Source organism: Mycobacterium sp. 2YAF39 (assembly GCF_052114565.1).
Lineage (GTDB): Bacteria > Actinomycetota > Actinomycetes > Mycobacteriales > Mycobacteriaceae > Mycobacterium.
On sequence record NZ_JBFREZ010000003.1, the window covers coordinates 151,714 to 170,324 of the forward strand.

The 18,611-nt window shown below is 64.6% G+C and carries 14 protein-coding genes and 1 pseudogene; 7 read left to right on the forward strand and 8 right to left on the reverse strand.

All coding sequences use genetic code 11. The annotated features are described in order from the left end of the window. Window positions 1–26 precede the first annotated feature (26 nt). The 3 genes from AB4Z42_RS10120 to AB4Z42_RS10130 are packed head-to-tail and all read right to left on the reverse strand — an operon-like array spanning window position 27 to window position 3,042. Complete coding sequence (locus tag AB4Z42_RS10120; protein WP_442009033.1) at window positions 27–1,400, reverse strand: MCE family protein; 1,374 nt, start codon at window positions 1,398–1,400, stop codon at window positions 27–29. Window positions 1,401–1,404: 4 nt separating this feature from the next. Continuing rightward, a complete protein-coding gene (locus tag AB4Z42_RS10125; RefSeq protein ID WP_442009553.1) occupies window positions 1,405–2,223 on the reverse strand; it encodes an ABC transporter permease in 819 nt (272 codons plus the stop codon). Between the two features lie 45 nt (window positions 2,224–2,268). Beyond that, window positions 2,269–3,042: an MlaE family ABC transporter permease gene (locus tag AB4Z42_RS10130; RefSeq protein WP_442009034.1), complete on the reverse strand. Its 774-nt coding sequence runs from the start codon at window positions 3,040–3,042 to the stop codon at window positions 2,269–2,271. A 479-nt stretch (window positions 3,043–3,521) separates the two neighbouring features. Between AB4Z42_RS10130 and AB4Z42_RS10135 the strand changes: the two genes are divergently transcribed. Both AB4Z42_RS10135 and AB4Z42_RS10140 read left to right on the forward strand, forming a co-directional pair. After that, the gene (locus AB4Z42_RS10135) at window positions 3,522–3,914 is read left to right on the forward strand and encodes a limonene-1,2-epoxide hydrolase family protein (RefSeq protein WP_442009035.1); all 393 of its coding nucleotides are present in this window, start codon (window positions 3,522–3,524) and stop codon (window positions 3,912–3,914) included. 135 nt (window positions 3,915–4,049) lie between these two features. Then, entirely contained in the window at window positions 4,050–5,279 is a 1,230-nt protein-coding gene (locus AB4Z42_RS10140; RefSeq protein WP_442009036.1) for a TetR/AcrR family transcriptional regulator, read from the forward strand. On the opposite strand, the gene AB4Z42_RS10145 is transcribed toward AB4Z42_RS10140, so the two are convergent. From AB4Z42_RS10145 to AB4Z42_RS10165, 5 genes are read right to left on the reverse strand one after another with little or no spacing between them, the layout of a single operon-like run. Continuing rightward, window positions 5,240–6,010 carry an SDR family oxidoreductase gene (locus tag AB4Z42_RS10145; protein ID WP_442009037.1) on the reverse strand — a complete coding sequence of 257 codons (771 nt, stop codon included), beginning with the start codon at window positions 6,008–6,010 and terminating at the stop codon, window positions 5,240–5,242. The two genes, AB4Z42_RS10140 and AB4Z42_RS10145, sit on opposite strands and share 40 nt — an antisense overlap. A 37-nt stretch (window positions 6,011–6,047) precedes the next feature. Further along, window positions 6,048–7,154 (reverse strand): 3,4-dihydroxy-2-butanone-4-phosphate synthase, encoded by a 1,107-nt coding sequence (locus tag AB4Z42_RS10150; protein ID WP_442009038.1) that lies wholly within the window; start codon window positions 7,152–7,154, stop codon window positions 6,048–6,050. Window positions 7,155–7,175: 21 nt separating this feature from the next. After that, a complete protein-coding gene (locus AB4Z42_RS10155; protein ID WP_442009039.1) occupies window positions 7,176–8,231 on the reverse strand; it encodes an alpha/beta fold hydrolase in 1,056 nt (351 codons plus the stop codon). A 24-nt stretch (window positions 8,232–8,255) separates the two neighbouring features. After that, entirely contained in the window at window positions 8,256–10,793 is a 2,538-nt protein-coding gene (locus tag AB4Z42_RS10160; protein WP_442009040.1) for an FAD-binding oxidoreductase, read from the reverse strand. Window positions 10,794–10,814: 21 nt separating this feature from the next. Beyond that, window positions 10,815–11,924 (reverse strand): LLM class flavin-dependent oxidoreductase, encoded by a 1,110-nt coding sequence (locus tag AB4Z42_RS10165; protein WP_442009041.1) that lies wholly within the window; start codon window positions 11,922–11,924, stop codon window positions 10,815–10,817. Window positions 11,925–12,204: 280 nt separating this feature from the next. On the opposite strand from AB4Z42_RS10165, the gene AB4Z42_RS10170 reads away from it, so the two are divergent. The 5 genes and pseudogenes from AB4Z42_RS10170 (at window position 12,205) to AB4Z42_RS10190 (ending at window position 18,611) form a co-directional block, all read left to right on the forward strand. Further along, complete coding sequence (locus AB4Z42_RS10170) at window positions 12,205–13,101, forward strand: enoyl-CoA hydratase (RefSeq protein ID WP_442009042.1); 897 nt, start codon at window positions 12,205–12,207, stop codon at window positions 13,099–13,101. A gap of 5 nt (window positions 13,102–13,106) precedes the next feature. After that, complete coding sequence (locus AB4Z42_RS10175; protein WP_442009043.1) at window positions 13,107–14,336, forward strand: acyl-CoA dehydrogenase family protein; 1,230 nt, start codon at window positions 13,107–13,109, stop codon at window positions 14,334–14,336. Between the two features lies 1 nt (window position 14,337). Next, window positions 14,338–15,426, forward strand: coding sequence for an acyl-CoA dehydrogenase family protein (locus tag AB4Z42_RS10180; RefSeq protein ID WP_442009044.1), 1,089 nt, complete (start codon window positions 14,338–14,340; stop codon window positions 15,424–15,426). Between the two features lie 26 nt (window positions 15,427–15,452). Further along, window positions 15,453–16,979 (forward strand): annotated as a pseudogene (locus tag AB4Z42_RS10185) (long-chain-fatty-acid--CoA ligase); the annotation flags it as partial. Beyond that, window positions 16,977–18,611, forward strand: a complete 1,635-nt coding sequence (locus tag AB4Z42_RS10190) for an AMP-binding protein (RefSeq protein WP_442009554.1) — start codon at window positions 16,977–16,979, stop codon at window positions 18,609–18,611. The pseudogene AB4Z42_RS10185 and the gene AB4Z42_RS10190, both read left to right, overlap by 3 nt.

An 18,611-nucleotide genomic window follows, 5' to 3' on the forward strand; every position in this document is an offset into this window, starting at 1 on the left:
GTCAACAACGACAACGACGATGGCGATCACGGTGGGCCAAGTCCGTTGTGGTCGAGCTGTGCCGGGCTCGGTCCCGGGGGCGCCGGAGCCACCCCCGGCCATAGCGGCACCCCGCCCGGCCCATAGAGCGGCGCGCCATACGGCGGCGCCCCGGGGTACGGAATCGGCCCGATCGCCGGACCCGGAAGGCACTGCCGAATGCTGGGCGGCTCCGGCACGGCGCGCGTCGCCGGGAAGTAGTCCGCCCAACACGGATGCCCGAGACCGGGATTGGGCCGAATGTCCAGGCCGGTCCCCCAGCCGGTATTGGTGATCAGCTGGCGCACCGGGAAGTTCTTGGTCGCGTCCGGCAGCGAGCCGCACCCAGGCGCACCACCGGGTCCGCCCTTGGCGGCCACTATCGGCAGATTGTTCGGGTAGCCGTAGGGATCGTTTCCCAGCAGCAAGGCGACGTCGAGCTGGAGAGTGCGGCCATCGCCGCCCCACGCCGCATAGCCGCCGTTGTCGAGATACCACGTGGTGCCCTTCAGAAAGCACTCGTACACGGGGCTGTGCTGCAGCAGCAGATTCGTCGTCGGCTCGAGGGTGTTGACTGCCTCGACGAGATCATCCTTGCTCGTGGCAAGGAGGTTAGTGCCGGCCGTCGACACGCCGATGACGTTCAACAAGAGCCCATCTAGTGCGCTCGCATGGTCGGTGATGGTCGTGCTGGTGGTACTGACGGCATCCAGGATGGACACGATGTCGTCGGCGGCGGCGTCATAGGTGTCGGCGAAGTTCTTGAGCGAGCGCCAGTTCCCTGTAATGGTTTCGGCGCGCGCATTCAGCGCCAGCAAGACCTCATTGAGGTCTGTGGTGGCTTGGCCCATCCGCTCGCCCTGTCCGCGCACGCCGTCGGCGACCGCGGTCAGCACCGCGTTCAGCTTCAGCGGATCAATCATCTTGAGCAGCTCGACGACGTTCTCGAACACCGTGTTGATCTCTGTGCTGACATTTTTCGAATGCAGCACGGCGCCCGCAGCCAGCCGCTTGGGACTCGGATTCGGCGGATTCACCAGCTCGACGAACTTCGTGCCGAACGCGGTGGTAGCACTGATTTGAGCTTCCACGTTGGCCGGGATGTAGCGGATCTGGTCGGGGTCGATCTCCAGCTTCAGGCTGGCTCGATCGCCTCCGCCGATCTGGCTGACCCGGCCGACCTGGACACCACGCATCATGACGTCGGCGTTGGTCTCCATCACCAAACCTGCTCGATCCGATGAAAGCGTCACGGGCACATACGATCTGAACGACTCACCGAACGATGCGGCAGTCACGGACAGGAACAGGACGATTGCCGTCAACAAGATCAGCGTCCACCACCCCGTGGCGATGCGGTATGTCCCTGCCCTGCGCTTCATGCCACTAGCCAGCCAGGTGGAAATCGCCGGACTGGCCGTAGATGGCCAGCGTCATGATCACGATCAGGACCGACGCGATGACCATCGAGGCACGCACGGCCCGGCCCACAGCCTCACCTACACCTGCCGGCCCACCGCGCGCGGTGTAGCCGTAGTAGGTACACAGCAGCATGATCATCAATGCGACCGCGGCCACCTCGGCCACCGACCACAAGACGTCGGATGGACTCAAATAGGTATAGAAGTAGTGGTCGTAGACACCTGATCCCTGGCCGTAAACGGCGGTCGTGCCGATACGAGCGGCCCAGTATGCCGTCATCAGCCCGATGCAGAACAACGGGATCGCCACAATCACCCCGGCCACCACGCGGGTGGACGCCAAGTAGCTCACACTGCGAATACCGATGGCTTCCAGCGCATCGATCTCTTCATTGATCCGCATCGCGCCCACCTGGGCCGTACTTCCGGCGCCGACAGTGGCCGCCAGCGCCACCATGACCGTTCCCGGCTGGATCTCACGGGTATTGAAGAACGCCGACGCGAAGCCCGTCAGTGCTTCCACACCCACCGACGCCAACTGGTTGTAACCCTGCACCGCCACGATGGCGCCGGTCGTCATCGTCAGGAACGCCACGATGACGACCGTTCCGCCGATCACCGCAAGAGCCCCGCTGCCCAACCCCATCTGCGCGATCACCCGCAACAACTCGCTGCGATAGTTGACGACGGCATCAGGAATCCCCGCCAGCGTCGTGGCGTAAAACCTTGTCTGCGAACCAATCTGGTCCCACCCGGCCACGAGGGCATTTCTTATCCGCTGCATGCGCGGACGATGGGCGCTCGGAACACTCAACGTCATGACTTCACCTCAAGACACCATGAAGGGGACGCCGACGGCGGTGACGATGATGTTGATCAAGAACAACACGAGGAACGCGAACACGACGGTTTCGTTCACCGCCCTGCCCACACCTGCGGAACCGCCACCCACCGAAATGCCTTGGTAGCAGGCGATAAGTCCCGCCATCAACCCGAACAGGGTTGCCTTGATCATCGAGACGATCACGTCGGTCATGTGGGTCAGCGTGGTCAACCCCGCCACCCACGCGCCCGCCGAAACGTCCATGAGAAACACCGAGCAGACGAACGCGCCGACCAGGCCCGTCATGATCACCACCGAACTCAGCGCCAGCGACACCGTGGTTGCCGCGAGCACGCGCGGAACCACGAGCGCCTGAATCGGGTTGATACCCATCACCCGCAGCGCATCGAGTTCCTCACGAATCGTTCGCGCACCCAGATCGGCACACATCGCCGTGGCGCCCGCACCCGCCACCACCAACACCGTCACTATCGGACCGCTCTGGGACACCGTGAAGATCGCAGCACCAGTCCCGGAAAAGTCCGCGGCACCGATATCGGCCAGCAAGACGTTGAAAAGAAACCCCGAAATCACGGCCCACGGGATCGTCATCAATACCGCGGGCAGCGTCGAAACTCGCGCCACGAACCAGCACTGGGCCAAATACTCACGCCACGCGAACGGCGCCCTGAACATCAACACGAGGGTGTCCAGCGACATGGCGACGAACCCACCGACCGCCCGAACGGGCTTGGTCGCCGTTTGCGGGAAGGTCACCATATCGGCGCCAACCGCATTTGCGGTAAGTCGTCATCGCCGGAGGGCATAGGCGGAACGCTAGCGATCTCTGTGGCTCGGTTGCTGCTTCCAGAAAGAGGTAAAGGTCTCCCCCGTACGAGGCATAGGCCGCTGCGGATGAGCCTCTCTGCGGTTTGCTGCGGACCTCCCGAGCACGCTGCGGAAACGGGTGGCAGAACATGCGTAAACCACACGGGTTCGAGGCCGCGGCGACGAGTGAAGCAGCTCATGTTGACCATCCGGACAGGTCGAAGTGGGTCGGTGACAACCGAGAGGGTACGCGGCCGTAGCTGCTTATGTCCATAGTTGATACGCCCACTGATGGTTTACGATGCCGACAAAATACGATGCCAACCGGCGCTTGTGCTTGATGATGTATCTTGATAGTACTGTTATCTACGTCATAGTCCGGGTGGCGAGCGCTTCGCCACCTCGAGCATTGATACCGAGGAGGCATCCGCATGACCGCCACCAAGCAGGCCAGCGAGAAGCTCGTCCGCGACTTCCTGGGTTCATGGGAGGACCGCGATCTCGACACCATTTGCGGCGTCTTCGCCGCCGACGCCGTCTACCACAACGTGCCGGTCAAGCCGATCGAGGGAATCGCCGGTATCCGCGCGATCTTCAAGGCATTCCTCGACGCGTTCTCCGAAGCCAAGCTCGATATCGTCACGCTGGCGGCCGAACCGGGCCTGGTGCTCGCCGAGCGGGTGGACTACTTCACCATGAACGACGGCACCAGCGTCGTCTTACCCGTGACGGGGGTGTTCGTTGTCGAGGACGGCGAAATCACGCGCTTCACCGACTATTTCGATCTCGCGGACTTCGAACGCCAAAGCGGATTCAAGCTTTAGGACACTCGAGCTCACCCCGGCGACGCCATGACCCGCGACTCGTCCGCTGTACCGCCGCAGGTCGCGCCCGCCGAGAAGCGGAGGCGTCTGGCAGGATTTGGTGGTTCAAGCAAGGGAGAAGGGGGGCGACGCGCGGTGGAGCCCGCGGTCTCAACCGTCAAGCGCAGGCCGAAGGACCGGAAGCAGCAGATCCTCGAGCAGGCCGTCCGGCTGTTCATCGATCGTGGCTTCCACTCGGTAAAGCTGGAAGACATCGCCGAGGCGGCCGGCGTCACCGCGCGCGCGTTGTATCGCCACTACGACAACAAGCAGGCCTTGCTCGCCGCGTCCATCCGGATGGGCCAGGAGCAGTACCAGCGCGCCCGACTGGTTTCGCAGGGCGACACAGCGTCGACAACCCGGCCGCTGAGCATCGAGTTACCCGACCTGATCGCCGCGGCCGTCGCGTCCAGATCGCTGTCGGTGCTGTGGCAGCGCGAGGCCCGCTACCTCGACGAGGTCGAGAGGGCCGAGGTGCGCCAGCGCATCAATGCGATCGTCGCTGGGATGCACGAAGGTGTCCGACTGGAGACCGGTGATCTGAGCCCTGCCCACACGGAGCTTCGCGCGTGGGCGGTGGCCAGCACACTGACCAGCCTGGGCCGGCACAACCTGACCCTGCCGGGCGACGAGCTGAAAGAGCTCCTGTCGCGGGCGTGCATGGCGGCGGCACTGACCCCTCCAGTGCGTGACTTGAAGCCGCTCGACGCGACGAGACACAAAGAAGCAGCGCTGTTCTCGCGTCACGAGACCCTGCTGGCCACCGGCGCGCGTCTGTTCCGCGCGCAGGGCTACCCGGCCGTCAGCACGGCCGAGATCGCAAAGGGAGCGGGGATCGCGGGTCCCGGTCTGTACCGCACGTTCTCGTCCAAACAGGCGATCCTCGACGCGCTCATCCGACGTCTCGATGAGTGGTGGAACCTCGAGAGCATTCGCGCATTGCGCGATGACCACGAGGCGGCTGAATGCCTGCGCACCCTCGTCGAAGGCCGTGTCCGCATCAGCCTGGACGATCCCGATCTCGTTTCCGTGTCGATCACCGAGCTCTCGCACGCATCCACTGAGGTCAACGAGGGCTACACGCGGAACCAGGCCGACCGCGACGGGGTGTGGATCGACTTCATCCGCAAGCAGGTGCCCGAGACCACGGTCCCCCAGGCACGGCTGCTCGTCGCTGCAGCGATCAGCTTCATCGACGACGCCGTCAGGACGTGGCACCTCAGGCGTTACGCGGGTATCGAGGAGGAGATCACCGCCCTCGCCCTGTCAATCATGACCAGCCGGAGTCACCAAAGCGCGCAAACGGTTCCGCCATCGGCGAGCTGAGCCGTCCCGTTCACCATCGCCGCATCGTCCGACAGTAGGAACGCCACCACGCCTGCGATCTCCTCGGGTCCTGCCATTCGGCCCTGCAGGCGATCGATCATCGTGGTCGCTCCCCCGACGCCCAGCGCCTCGTCGAACATCGTCATCGCGGTCTGTTGCATCGGGGTGTCGACGAATGCAGGCAGCACCGCGTTGGAACGCACATTGCCCGACCGCAATTCGGCCGCGGTGACACGGCTGAGATGGATGATCCCCGCCTTGGACATGCCGTAGGCGGCGGACCCTGCGGCAGCGATCTGACCCGCCAGCGATGACATGTTGACGATGGCGCCGCCGCCACGGGCGACCATCGCAGGTGCGGCGTGCTTGGTGCACAGCCATGCGCCGCGCAGGTTGACACGGATGACGCGATCGAAGTCGTCGACGGTCGTCTCGGTCACGGGGGCGAAATGAACGATGCCTGCGTTGGCGACAAGCTTGTCGACGCCACCGAATTCGGCGCCACAGGCCTCGACCATGCCGATCACCTGTTGTTCGTCTGCGACATCGACCCGGTGGCCGATCGCTCCCCGGCCGACCTTCTGTGCGGCGGCGTCGGCGGCATCACCGTCGATGTCCGCGCACAATACGCGGCAGCCCTCGTCTGCGAGTCGCACCGCGATCGCCAGGCCGATGCCTGCGCCGGCTCCCGTCACAATTGCGGCCTTGCCGGCCAGGTCTGAATACGTCATGAGCCCTCTCGCCAATATGTGTGCGCCATAACTGTTCTCATCCTGCTACCGCAAGTGCCGAGACTCCTGTCGCGGTGTGCAGACCGCGTTCGCGAATCGCCCCGAACATGACAAGGCCGAACCCCGGCGCGTCGTCGGCAAGCCTGACCGAGTGCACGCCGAGATCACGCAATATCCATGCGACGGTTTGCGATACGGGCTGCGCGGCCGGAATGTCGTGGTCGGACAGGCCGCACGCGCCCACCGGACCGGAGGGCCGCAGGTAGACGATCATGCCGCTACCCCGCGCCCTCATCGTCGTCAGCGCGCGGTTAAGTTCACCGCCGCACCGGCACGCCGTCGAGCCGAAGACGTCCCCGGTGACGCACTCGTTGTGGACGTGCAGGAGCATCGGCACGTCGGCACCGGCCGTACCGATGATCATGACCAGATGCTCGCCGCCGTCATGCACATCGCGGAAACCGATGACGCGTGAGGCGCCCATCGTCGTTGGGATCATCGTCTCGGCCGAGCGGACAGCCTGTGGCTCGGTCCGCCGTCGATACGCCACCAGGTCGTCGATCGAGACCAGGCTCAGACGGTGTTCCTTTGCGAATTCGACCAATTCGGCGCCGCGGGCCATCGCGTCGGGGCAGTCGCGGGAGACAATCTCGCACAAGGTCGCTGCGGGTCGCCTGCCAGCGAGACGGGCAAGATCCACCGCCGCCTCAGCCGGTCCCGGATGTCCAAGCACTCCGTCGTCGCCAGCCAGCACCGGGACGACGTGACCGGGACGCCGGAAGTCGGATGCGTCGGACGCCGCCGCCGCGAGCGCCGCGATAGTCCTGGCGCGGTCAGTCGCCGAGATACCGGTGCCGTTGCCGCACCAGTCCACCGCCACCCGGTCACCAACTGCCAGACCATCGCCCGCGCGGTGACACATCGGCGGCAGATTCAGCCGGTCGCACTCTGCGCCCGGCAGAGCGACGCGAACGTACCCGGAGGTATGCCGAACCATGAAGGCGAGCAGCTCGGGGGTCGCCGCCTCGGCCGCGAGCATCACATACCCTTGTTCGCCCCGCGTCGTGTCATCGGTGACGACGATCGGGCGGCCCCCCGCGATCGCGGTGATCGCGCGCCGCACGCGCACATCCGTGGTTCTCATCTCGGCGCCATCACTCTCGCGTTAACGAAGCCCGTGCAGGAAATCGAGCAGCAGCCGGTTGATCTCCTTCGGCTCTTCCTGCTGGATCCAGTGCCCGACGTCGTCGATCATGTGCGTGCCGGTGTAGTTCGGCATCACCTCGCCGGCGCGTTCGACGGCTTCCAGGCCCCACGTGGTGCCGACGTCGTACTGTCCGCCGATGAACACCGCTGGTGGGGTCAGCGGCGCGCCTGCCTGGCCGGCAAGGTCGTGCCAGTCGTTGTCCAGGTTGTGATAGAAGCTCAGAGGCCCACCGAAGCCGGACCGCTCGAATTCGCCGGTGTAGAAATCGACATCCTCTTCGGTGAACCAGTCCGGCAACTTCTCCGGGTAGGCGAAGGCGTCCTTGAGCCGCGCCCCTTCGTCCATGCACAACGGGCCCGCGCGGATCACGTCGAGTGGATCCATGGCCGCCAGGTCGACCCCCGCCGCCTCGGCGGCGCGAGTGGCGGCGATCATGCCGTCACCGGACACCGTGTAGGTGAGCCCAACCAGCCAGCCACGCAGATCCTCTTCGATCTCGGCGATGATGCCGTCCTGTGCCGAGAAGTAATCCTGGTACCAGACCTTGCCCGGCCCGGCGATCTCGACGTGATAGTCGTTGGGACGCCGCTCCCCGAAAGGGCTGCCGGGCAACGCGATCACACCCTGCCCGGCGAAGGGGCAGCTGAGTCCGGCCACGCCGGCGCATCGATCGGGGTGCAGCCAAGCGAAGGTCCAGGCGACCGGTGCGCCCCAGTCGTGCCCGACCACGATCGCCTGCTTCTCTCCATAGGCGTCGATGACACCGAGAACGTCGCCCACCAGTTCCTTGATGCGGTAGGCCGATTGCACGCGATATTTCGACGAGCTCCCGTAACCCCGCTGGTCGATGGCGACCGCCCGATAACCTGCCTCGGCGAGCGCGGGAAGCTGGTGCCGCCAGGAGTACCACGACTCGGGGAACCCGTGTATCAACACCACGAGCGGCCCTTCGCCCTCTTCCACGGCGTGAATCCGGGTGCCCCGGCAGTCGAGCATCCGATGAATCTGGCCCATCTTGGTCGCCTCTCTGCTTGCTGTTCAGTGTGTGGGAGTGCCCGCCAAACCGACTGCCATTTCGTCGGTTCGGATCAGGTGGTCGGCAGCGGGGACGGTCCGGTCCTGGTAGTTGCGTTCGATCAGTGTCTTCTGCCCCGACAATCTCGTGCGCGCCCACTTGCCGAGCACCTTGCCCGCGACCTTCGGCATCATCAGGGCCGCAGGCGGCTTGACCAGATGAACGACCGCGAGAAATTCGCGGTAGGTGTCGATGTCGTCGTGGACGAGCTCGAGGACCCGGTCCATGTACCAGGTGAGCGCACCGAAGTAGAACGGGCGCTTGTCGGCCACTCCCTTGATCCAGTCGAAGCGCAGGTTCTGTTCGCGGATCACGAACCAGGCCGTATCGGCCATCCGGCTGATCTTGCGGTAGTACCGCCGCGGCAGCTCTTGATGTCCCGCACCGTATTTGGCCAGGAGCAGCTGCATCTCACGTACTTCCTTGAGCGCCAGACTCATTCCAAGCCCGGATACGGGGTCGGCGCTGGTGTAGGCGTCGCCCACCACCAGAAGTGCGCGCGGAAGGTTGCGCTTCTTCTCGTAGCGGAGCCGAAGCATGTTGGGATAGCGGAAGTTGTAGATCGGTGACGCCGGCTCCAGTCCATCGATGTTCTCTCCCACGACCGGCGACGGCATGAGGTCGGCGAACTGACGGAACTCCTGTGCGGTGCGCGGGGGTGAGTAACAGTTGTAGGCGACAAGCGATGTGGACAGGATGGTGCGCGAGCTGTCCGTGTAGTACTGCGCGGCGTAGGTGTCCTCATAGGGTCTGTACGCGTAGCAGATCACCATCACCTTGTCGTGCCACTGCCGCTCCGGTGGCACATGATGCTGCATGGTGGAGTAGAAGCAGTTGATGATGTCCTGCTCCACTTCGGGGGCGCCGATCCCGATACGTTCCAGGAACTCCGGGATGCGGGTGTTCTTGCCTGAGGCGTCCACCACGAACTCGGCGGGCACCACGTCCAATTCGCCGTCGTGGTCCACCGCGACACCTATGACGGTGTTGCTGTTGCGGTCGTAGACGATGTCGCCCACCTCGGACTCGTAGTGGAACTCGATGCGTGGTTCGCCGTCCAACCGGCGCCGCACGCACCATTCGAGCAGCGGACGTCCGGCACAGACGATTTGAATATCGCTTGTGCCGGGCTTCTTCCAGGTGCCGCCCAATCGAATGCGGTACTGGTCGGCCATGTCGACCTTGAATGCGCCTTCGCGCACCATGTCGTCGACGATGCCGGGGAAGATGCGTTCGAGCTCGATCTGTCCGGCGGTGAGCAGGTGGTGCAGATGCCAGCCCTGTGCCGCGCCCGGCCTGCCCTCCCTTCGAGAGTGGCGGCCGTCCTTCTCGAGGACGATCACCTTTTCGAACGATTCGGTCAGTACCTTGGCCGCGGCGATCCCCGCGATGCTGCCGCCGATGACGACGGCGGTACCGCGGCCACGTCGCCGCACATCCGGCAGATCGAGGTGGGTGTAGTCCAAGTGCGGCGGGGTCCTGCGGCGCGCCGAACCGCTGGGCACGAACTTCTCGTAGTACAGGCCGATGCGGTGGATACCGTTGTTGTCCAGCCAGTTTCGAGTCGCTTCGACCATTGCCGCCGGGCCGCAGAGGTAGACGTCGGCGTCGCCGCCGTCCAGCATTCGCGCATCCAGCAGGTCGGTGACGAGCCCGACCGGGCCATCCCAGTCAGCTCCCGGCTGGGACACGATGATCTGCGACGTCAGGCCGGGGATGCGTTGTGTGAGCGCGTCGAGTTCGGCGAGCTTGCACAGGTCGTCGGAGGAGGTCACCCCGTACAGCAGGTGGACGGGGTGCGCGATGTCGACATCGAGGCTCTGAGCCATCGCCAGGATCGCCGACAGTCCGGTACCGCCGGCAACCAGGATCACGGGTCGCACCACGGGCCTCAGGTAGAAACCACCCTTGCTGCAGCGCAACGCGATACGGTCACCCGGTTGCGCTCGGTCGCGAAGATAGTTCGACATCACACCGTCGGGCAGCAGCCGGATGATGAACTCCAGTTCGTCGCGGCCGTCGGAGGGATGCGCGTAGGAGTAGTTTCGCCATGCGCCGGCGCCGGGGACCTGTAGCTGTGCGAACTGGCCGGCCTTGTACACGATCGAGTCGGCCATGCCCGAGACATCCAGGCGCAGAATCGCGGTCGTATCCGATAGCTGAGTCACGGTGGTCACCACGCCGTGTCCGGTGACCAGCCGTGCCGCGTTGTCGTCGACCGGGTACTGCAGGTCGATTTCGCAATCCGTCTCGGCGTAGGTCTGGCACGTCAAAATCTTTCGCGCCGCGCGTTCCACGTCGGAAAGGCCTTCGGTACGCCCCATCTCGTAGTCGCCGGAGACACAGGTCGCCACGCAGGTGCCGCAGATCCCGCTTTGACATTCGTTGACGATGGCGACGCCGTGCTCCTCCGCCGCATCCAGGATCGACTGATCCCGCTGCACCGGCATGTCCTTCTGGGTGCCATCCGAATAACGGACGGTGATCTGACAAGCCTCCACGCCAACTGCCCCTTCCTGATCTCAGACGATCGCGTTTGCCGGCTTTTTCGCGATCCGCGCGTTGAGCCTGGGCATGACCTCCTCGGCCAGCAGCCGCATCGATTCCTTCCATGGACCGGGGTCTTCGCTGTAGTCGAATCCCAGCACCAACAGATGGCCGAATCCGCCGACCTGGTCGTAGGTGGCCTCGAGCTTGTCCACCACCGTGGCGACCGACCCGACCACGAACGTGTTCTCCGCGAGGTATTCCGGAGTGACATCGGAATCGAGCACCGATGCGTCGTGCTTGTAAAACTTCGTCATGCCCATGGTCTTGAAGGTCGGCAGCACATACTCGCGCATGTTTCGCCCGAGCATGCCGTCGACGGCATAGCGGAACGCCTTTTCGTCCGTTTCCGCCACCACAACTTCGCGCACGAGTCGCCACTCACGGCGATCGGGTGTGCGACCGCTGCGTTCGGCGCCTTCGAGGACCGCGTCCCAGTGCGTGGCGACGTAGTCGGTATTGAGGTCGAGGCTCATCGGTATGTAGCCGCGTTCGCCCGCGAGTTTGAGCGTTTCGGATCCCGCGCTGAAGCCGGTTACGCCGATGGGTGGGTGCGGCGATTGAAAGGGCTTTATGTGACGGCGCATCAGGCCGTCGTACATCGGTGCAATCCCGTTGGCGTTCCAGTACTTTCCGCGGTGCTCCCACGGCCCGTCGTCGGTCCAGACGCGCAACATGATCTCGAGTGCCTCGCGGAACATCTCGCGGTGTTCACCGTTGTGGCCGTCCACATCGAACAGCGCCCAGTCACCGGGGATGCCACTGGCACCGACGCCGAGCATGAATCGGCCTTGGGCGAGGTGGTCGAAATACGCGACACGGTGGGCCAACTCGACCGGGTGGTGGTAGGGCAACAAGTGCGCGCCGGGTGCGAGCCTGATCGACTTCGTGCGAAGTAGCGCCTGGGCCAACAAGAGGTCGGGGGCGCAGATCGGCTCCCACGGCACAGTGAAGTGCTCGCCCACCCACGCTTCGACGTAGCCCAGTTGGTCGGCGAGCTCGATGATGTCGAGGTCCCACTGGGTGCCGTCGTACAAGCTCCGCTCCGGCGGGTGCGCCGGCATGAGGAAAATTCCGATCTCCATCTCAACCCTTCTGAAGTCGTGGCCGCGCTTGATCACATCCGAGGGAACGAGCCCGCCCCGGGCACTCCGTGATATCACCGACTGCGATGTACAACACAGTACTAGCAAGATACATCATTGAGCGCAAGATGCAGTTTTCTACGTTATTTGCCTGATCAGAGTTTCCTATTTCGCGTATTGCTTATGGACATAGTGGTCACATTCCGCGTAATCTCGCGGAGATCGTCCACTGGCGATCAAGCGCCGTGCGGCCTAGTTCACTCCTGGAAGGGAGCCATCCGTGCCGGATTTCGACTACATCGGCTACGAGGTCATCGACGAGGGCCGGATTGCCGTCATCACGCTCGATCGCCCAAAGCAGCGAAACGCGCAGAACCGCGGGATGCTCGTCGAGCTGGGCTCGGCCTTCGAAGTCGCCGAGGCGGACGACCGGGTTCGGGTGGTGCTGTTACGCGCCGCGGGACCGTCGTTCTCCGCGGGGCACGACCTCGGCTCCCCCACCGACGTCCTCGAACGATCGCCCGGACCCGACCAGCACCCCACCTATCAATGCAACGGCGGGTCGTACGGCGGAGTCGAGTCACGCAACCGGCAGGAGTGGCACTACTTCTTCGAGAACACGAAGCGATGGCGCAATCTCCGTAAGATCACCGTCGCCGAGGTGCACGGAATGGTGCTTTCCGCCGGGCTGATGTTGGCATGGTGTTGCGATCTCATCGTCGCGGGCGAGGACACCGTTTTCGCCGATGTCGTCGGAACCAGGCTCGGCATGTGCGGTGTGGAGTACTTCGGCCATCCATGGGAGTTCGGACCGCGTAAGGCGAAGGAACTTCTGCTCACCGGCGACTCGATCGGCGCCGACGAAGCCCACGCCATCGGGATGGTGAGCAAGGTCTTCCCCAACGATGAACTGGCGGATCACACCGTCGAGTTCGCGCGCCGCATCGCCAAGTTGCCGACGGTGGCAGCGCTACTCATCAAGGAATCGGTCAATCAGACCGTCGATTCGATGGGCTTCTCGACGGCGTTGGACGCCTGTTTCAAAATCCACCAGCTCAATCACGCACACTGGGGCGAGGTGACGGGCGGAGCACTTTCGTACGGGACCGTTGACTTCGGCCTCGACGACTGGCGCATCGCCCCTGAAATCCTGCCCGCGTCAAAACAGCGGCCGTAGCGGCGATGGACGTCGAGTACCCACCCGAAGCGGAAACGTTCCGGAGCCGCATCCGCGCGTTTATGGCTGAACACCTCCCGGCGGGCTGGTCCGGCGGCGGGGCGCTTCCGCCCGACGAACGTCATGCGTTCGCGCACGAGTGGCGCCGCACCCTCGCGGCCCACGGACTGATCGCGGTGTCCTGGCCCGAGGAGTACGGCGGGGCCGGCCTTTCGGTCATCGAGCAGGTCGTGCTCGCTGAGGAGTTCGCCCGCGCACGTGCGCCCGAGCCGCCGGAGAACGACCGGTTCGGCATCGAACTGCTGGGCAACACGCTGATCGCGCTCGGGTCCGAGGGGCAGAAGAAGCATTACCTCCCGCGCATCCTGTCCGGCGAGGATCGCTGGTGTCAGGGCTTCTCCGAACCCGAGGCGGGCTCCGACTTGGCTTCGGTGAGGACAAGGGCGGTGCTGGACACCGACGAGTGGGTGGTAAACGGGCAGAAGATCTGGACGTCCGCAGGTCCGACCGCGAACTGGATATTCGTCCTTGCCAGGACGGACCCGGACGCCCCCAAGCACAAGGGCCTTTCGCTGCTCCTCGTGTCGATGGACCAACCGGGCGTCGAGGTTCGCCCGATCGTCAACGCGGCGGGGCACGCCTCATTCAGCGAGGTCTTCCTGACCGATGCGCGTACGCCTGCCGACAACATCGTCGGCGGTCTCGGCGCGGGGTGGCCGACCGCGATGACCCTGCTCGGCTTCGAGCGCGGAGCACAGGTGACCACGGCGGCCATCGACTTCGGCAGGGATCTGGCTCGGCTTCACGAACTCGCCGCCGACCGGGGACTGCACACCGTGCCGCAGATCCGCGATGAGTTGGCATGGTGCTATTCGCGGGTTCAAATCATGCGGTACCAGGGCTACCGCGGTTTGACGTTGCTGCTCGGCGGGGGCAGGCCCGGCCCGGAAGCAGCGCTCAGCAAGGTGATCTGGAGCGAGTACTTCAGGCGGCACACCGAACTCGCCGTCCAGATCCTCGGGCTCGAAACGCTCGGCCCCGAGGGCCCGGGAAACGGCGCCGCGCTGATAGTCCCCGAGGCCGGTACGCCGAACTCCGCCGCGTCCTGGATGGACGAGCTGCTCTACGCGCGCGCCGCGACGATCTACGCGGGCAGTTCGCAAATCCAGCGCAATGTCATCGGAGAGCGGCTGTTGGGACTGCCCAAAGAGCCGACCGAAGTGAGGCCTCACTGACATGGATTTCCGTTACAGCACAGAACAAGACGCCTTTCGCTCCTCGCTCAGCGGCTTTCTCTCCGATGCCGCCCCGCTCGCCCAGGTACGCAAAGCCGATGGTTACGACCCCGCGTTGTGGCAGCGCCTGTGCAACGAGCTGGAGCTGCCGGGCCTGCACGTCCCGCCCGAGTACGGCGGAGCGGGCGCCACATTGGTAGAGACCGCCATCGTGTTCTCCGAACTGGGCCGGGCGCTGACGCCGGTTCCGTTGGCGGCCACGACATTCGCGATCGAGGCGGTAGTTCGCGCCGGTGACGAAGACCAGCGATCGAGACTGCTCAAGGGGTTGCTGAGCGGAGAACAGGTCGGTGCGTTGGCGGTGGCCGGCCCTCACGACTGCGATCCGAACGCGGCGCAGGTGCGGGCACACCGCGACGGCGACGGCACGGTCCTCACCGGCGTATGCACCCCCGTTCTGCACGGCGCGTTCGCCGACCTGTTCATCGTGCCTGCGGTGGCCGATGGTGCAGTGACCCTTCACGTTGTCGAGGCCAACGATCCCGGGGTCAACGTCGTGAGCCTGCCGTCGTTCGACATCACGCGGCCCGTCGCGAGATTGGAGCTGGCGCAGGCGTCCGCCGAAGAACTGACCGCGGGTTCGGCGGACGAGATCGAACGTGTGCTGGACGTCGCGCGGATGCTGCTGGCCGCAGAGATGCTCGGTGGCTCCGAGCAGTGTCTCACCATGGCCGTGGAATACGCCTGCACCCGAAAGCAATTCGGGAGAGCCATCGGCTCGTTTCAGGCGGTCAAGCACGCCTGCGCCGAGATGATGATCGAGATCGACGCGACCCGCGCGGCGGTGATGTACGCCGCGATGAGCGCCGCGGACGACCAGGAACTACAGATCACCGCTCCGCTGGCGAAGGCGCAGGCCGCTGACACCTTCGTCCTGTGCGCCGGCTCCGCCATCCAGGTGCACGGCGGCATCGCGTTCACATGGGAGCACGACCTGCACCTGTACTTCCGGCGAGCCACCACAACGCAGACGCTCTTCGGTTCAAGCACACACCACCGCGAACTGCTCGCCGATCGTGCGGGCCTTTGAACCGAAACTCGTAAAAGGAGCCAACGATGACCACACCGACCGTGTCCGTTACCGCCTCCACGGGCATCACGCTCAGCGACGTCCTCGATCGGCACGCCAGAGTCCGGCCCGACAAGATCGCATTCGTCGATCCGCAACGACGGTGCACCTTTTCGGAGATGGACCAACGGGTGACCCGGCTGGCGAACGCGTTGTCCGCCCGAGGGGTGGACCGAGGCGATCGAGTGGCCGTCCTCGGGTGCAACAGCGTCGAGCTCGTCGAATCCTGGCTAGCTGCCTTGCGTCTCGGCGCCATCGCGGTCCCGATCAACTTCAGGTTGGTCGCCGACGAGATCGCGTATGTGCTCGCGGACTGCGCTGCGGTGACGGTGGTGGTCGACCTCGCGCTCGTACCGGCAGTGGAACAGGCGCTTGCCAAGGCGCCGTCGGTGGACAGCATCATCACGATCGGTGGTGACCTCGATGACATCATCGCTGCCGCGGACAATGTCGCCGTCGATGTCGAGGTCGCGGATGAGGCGCCCGCGTTCATCATGTACACGTCGGGGACCACGGGCTTCCCGAAGGGCGCGGTGCTGACCCACCGCAACCTGTACCTGCACGCCTTCAGCTCGATTGCCACCCTCGGATACGACGCTGCCGACAACTGCTGGATGGCGGTGGCGCCGCTGTTCCACACCGCGGGTGTATCAGGGATGCTGCCGATGTTCCTCAACGGCGGCACCGCAGTGATTCCCCCGTCCGGTGGGTTCGACCCCGCCGCGATTCTCGACACCATCGTCGACGAGCAGGTCACCTCGTGCTGGATGACGCCGGCCCAGTGGCAGGTTGTATGCGCGATGCACGACCTCGGCCGCCGTGATCTGTCCCGGTTGCGGCGCGTCTGGTGGGGCGCCGCTCCCGCATCAACAACGCTGTTGCACAGAATGATCGAAACATTCCCGCACGCCGAGATCATCGCCGCGTTCGGACAGACCGAATGCAGCCCCATCACCTGTCTCCTCCGCGGCGACGACTCGATCCGCAAGATCGGCTCGGTGGGTACGCCGATGCTCAACGTCGAGACCCGAATCGTGGACGACCAGATGAACGACGTCCCCCAGGGTGAGGTCGGCGAGATCGTGTACCAGGGCCCACTGGTGATGAGGGAGTACTGGAACTCCGAAGCCGCTACGGCGGAAGCCTTCCGCGGCGGGTGGTTTCATTCCGGCGACCTCGTTCGCCAGGACGAGGACGGCTACATCTATGTGGTCGACCGCAAGAAGGACATGATCATCTCCGGCGGGGAGAACATCTACTGCGCCGAGGTGGAGAACGTTCTCGCCGCCTCGGCCAAAGTCGCCGAGGTCGCGGTCATCGGTGTGCCCGACCCGAAATGGGGCGAGACCCCGATGGCGGTGATCGTCCCGCGCGACCCGGCACATCCCCCCACCGATGACGAGATCGCAGCGCACTGCGGCGTGCACCTCGCCCGGTACAAGCATCCGCGCCGTGTCCTGATCGTCGATGCGTTGCCACGCAACGCCGCCGGGAAGGTGCTCAAGACGCGCCTGCGCCAGGACCACGGCGTACCCGAGTCGTACGCGTCAGGCCCCACTGACTCTCCCCTTCTGGACGAAACCATCGGGGCGAACTTCGAGCGCACCGCAGAGGCGCACCCCGATACGGAAGCGCTTGTCGATGTCTCCGGCGGCCGACGCTGGACCTACGCCGAGCTGAACTACGAGATCGACTGCGTGGCACGTGGTTTGATGGCAAGCGATATCCAGCGCGGGGATCGAGTCGGCATCTGGGCGCCAAATTGCCCGGAATGGACGATTCTCCAGTACGCGACCGCCAAGATCGGCGCGATCCTCGTGGCGATCAATCCCGCCTACCGCACCCACGAGTTGGCCTATGTGCTGCGTCAGTCGGGCACGCGGCTTTTGGTGTCGGCGACGTCCTTCAAGACCTCCGACTACCGCGGCATGGTCGGCGAGGTACGTCCCGAGACACCCGATGTCACCGAGGTCGTCTTCCTCGGGACCGCGGATTGGGAACGCTTACGGCGTCGCGGCGGCGAGGTGTCGGCGGCCGCCTTGCGCTGCCGGATGAACAGCCTGGCGCCCGCCGATCCGATCAACATCCAATACACCTCGGGCACAACGGGCTCCCCCAAGGGCGCCACCCTGTCTCACCGCAATATCCTCAACAACGGTTTCTTCGTCACCGAGCTCATCAAGCTCGGTCCCGGGGATCGACTGTGTATACCGGTGCCGTTCTACCACTGCTTCGGCATGGTGATGGGCAACCTGGGCTGCACCACCCATGGCGCCACGATGGTGATTCCAGCGGCGGGCTTCGACCCCCAAGCGACGCTGCAGGCGATCGAAAAGGAACGTTGCACAGCCCTTTACGGGGTGCCGACGATGTTCATCGCGATGCTTGGGCAGCCTGACCTCGGCGATCGCGATCTGTCCTCGCTGCGAACCGGGATCATGGCGGGAGCCACCTGCCCCATGGAGCTCATGAAGCGTTGCGTCGACGAGCTGAACATGTCCGAGCTGGCGATCGCCTACGGGATGACCGAAACCTCGCCGGTATCCTGCCAAACGCTCATCGACGACGACCTTGACCGCCGAACCGCCACAGTGGGGCGGGCGCATCCGCACGTGGAGATCCGAATCGTCGACCCTGACACTGGCAGGATCGTGAAACGCGGTCAGCCGGGCGAGTTCTGCACACGGGGTTACTCGGTGATGCTGGGCTACTGGAATGACGACTGCCGCACACACGAGGCCATCGACGAGGACGGCTGGATGCACACCGGCGATCTGGCGGTGATGCGGGACGACGGGTATTGCATGGTCATCGGCCGCATCAAGGACATGGTGATCCGCGGCGGTGAGAACGTGTATCCGCGCGAGGTCGAGGAGTTCCTGCACACCCACCCCGACATCGACGACGCACAGGTGATCGGCGTTCCCGACGAGAAGTACGGCGAGGAGATCTGCGCGTGGATCAGAATGCGGGCGGGCAGAGCACCCCTGGATGCCGACGCCCTGCGGGCGTTCGCATCAGGAAAGCTCGCGCACTACAAGATTCCCCGTTATGTACGCGTCGTCGACGAGTTCCCGATGACGGTGACCGGGAAAGTGCGCAAGGTCGATATGCGATCCGAGACGGTGCGACTATTGGGGTTGTGA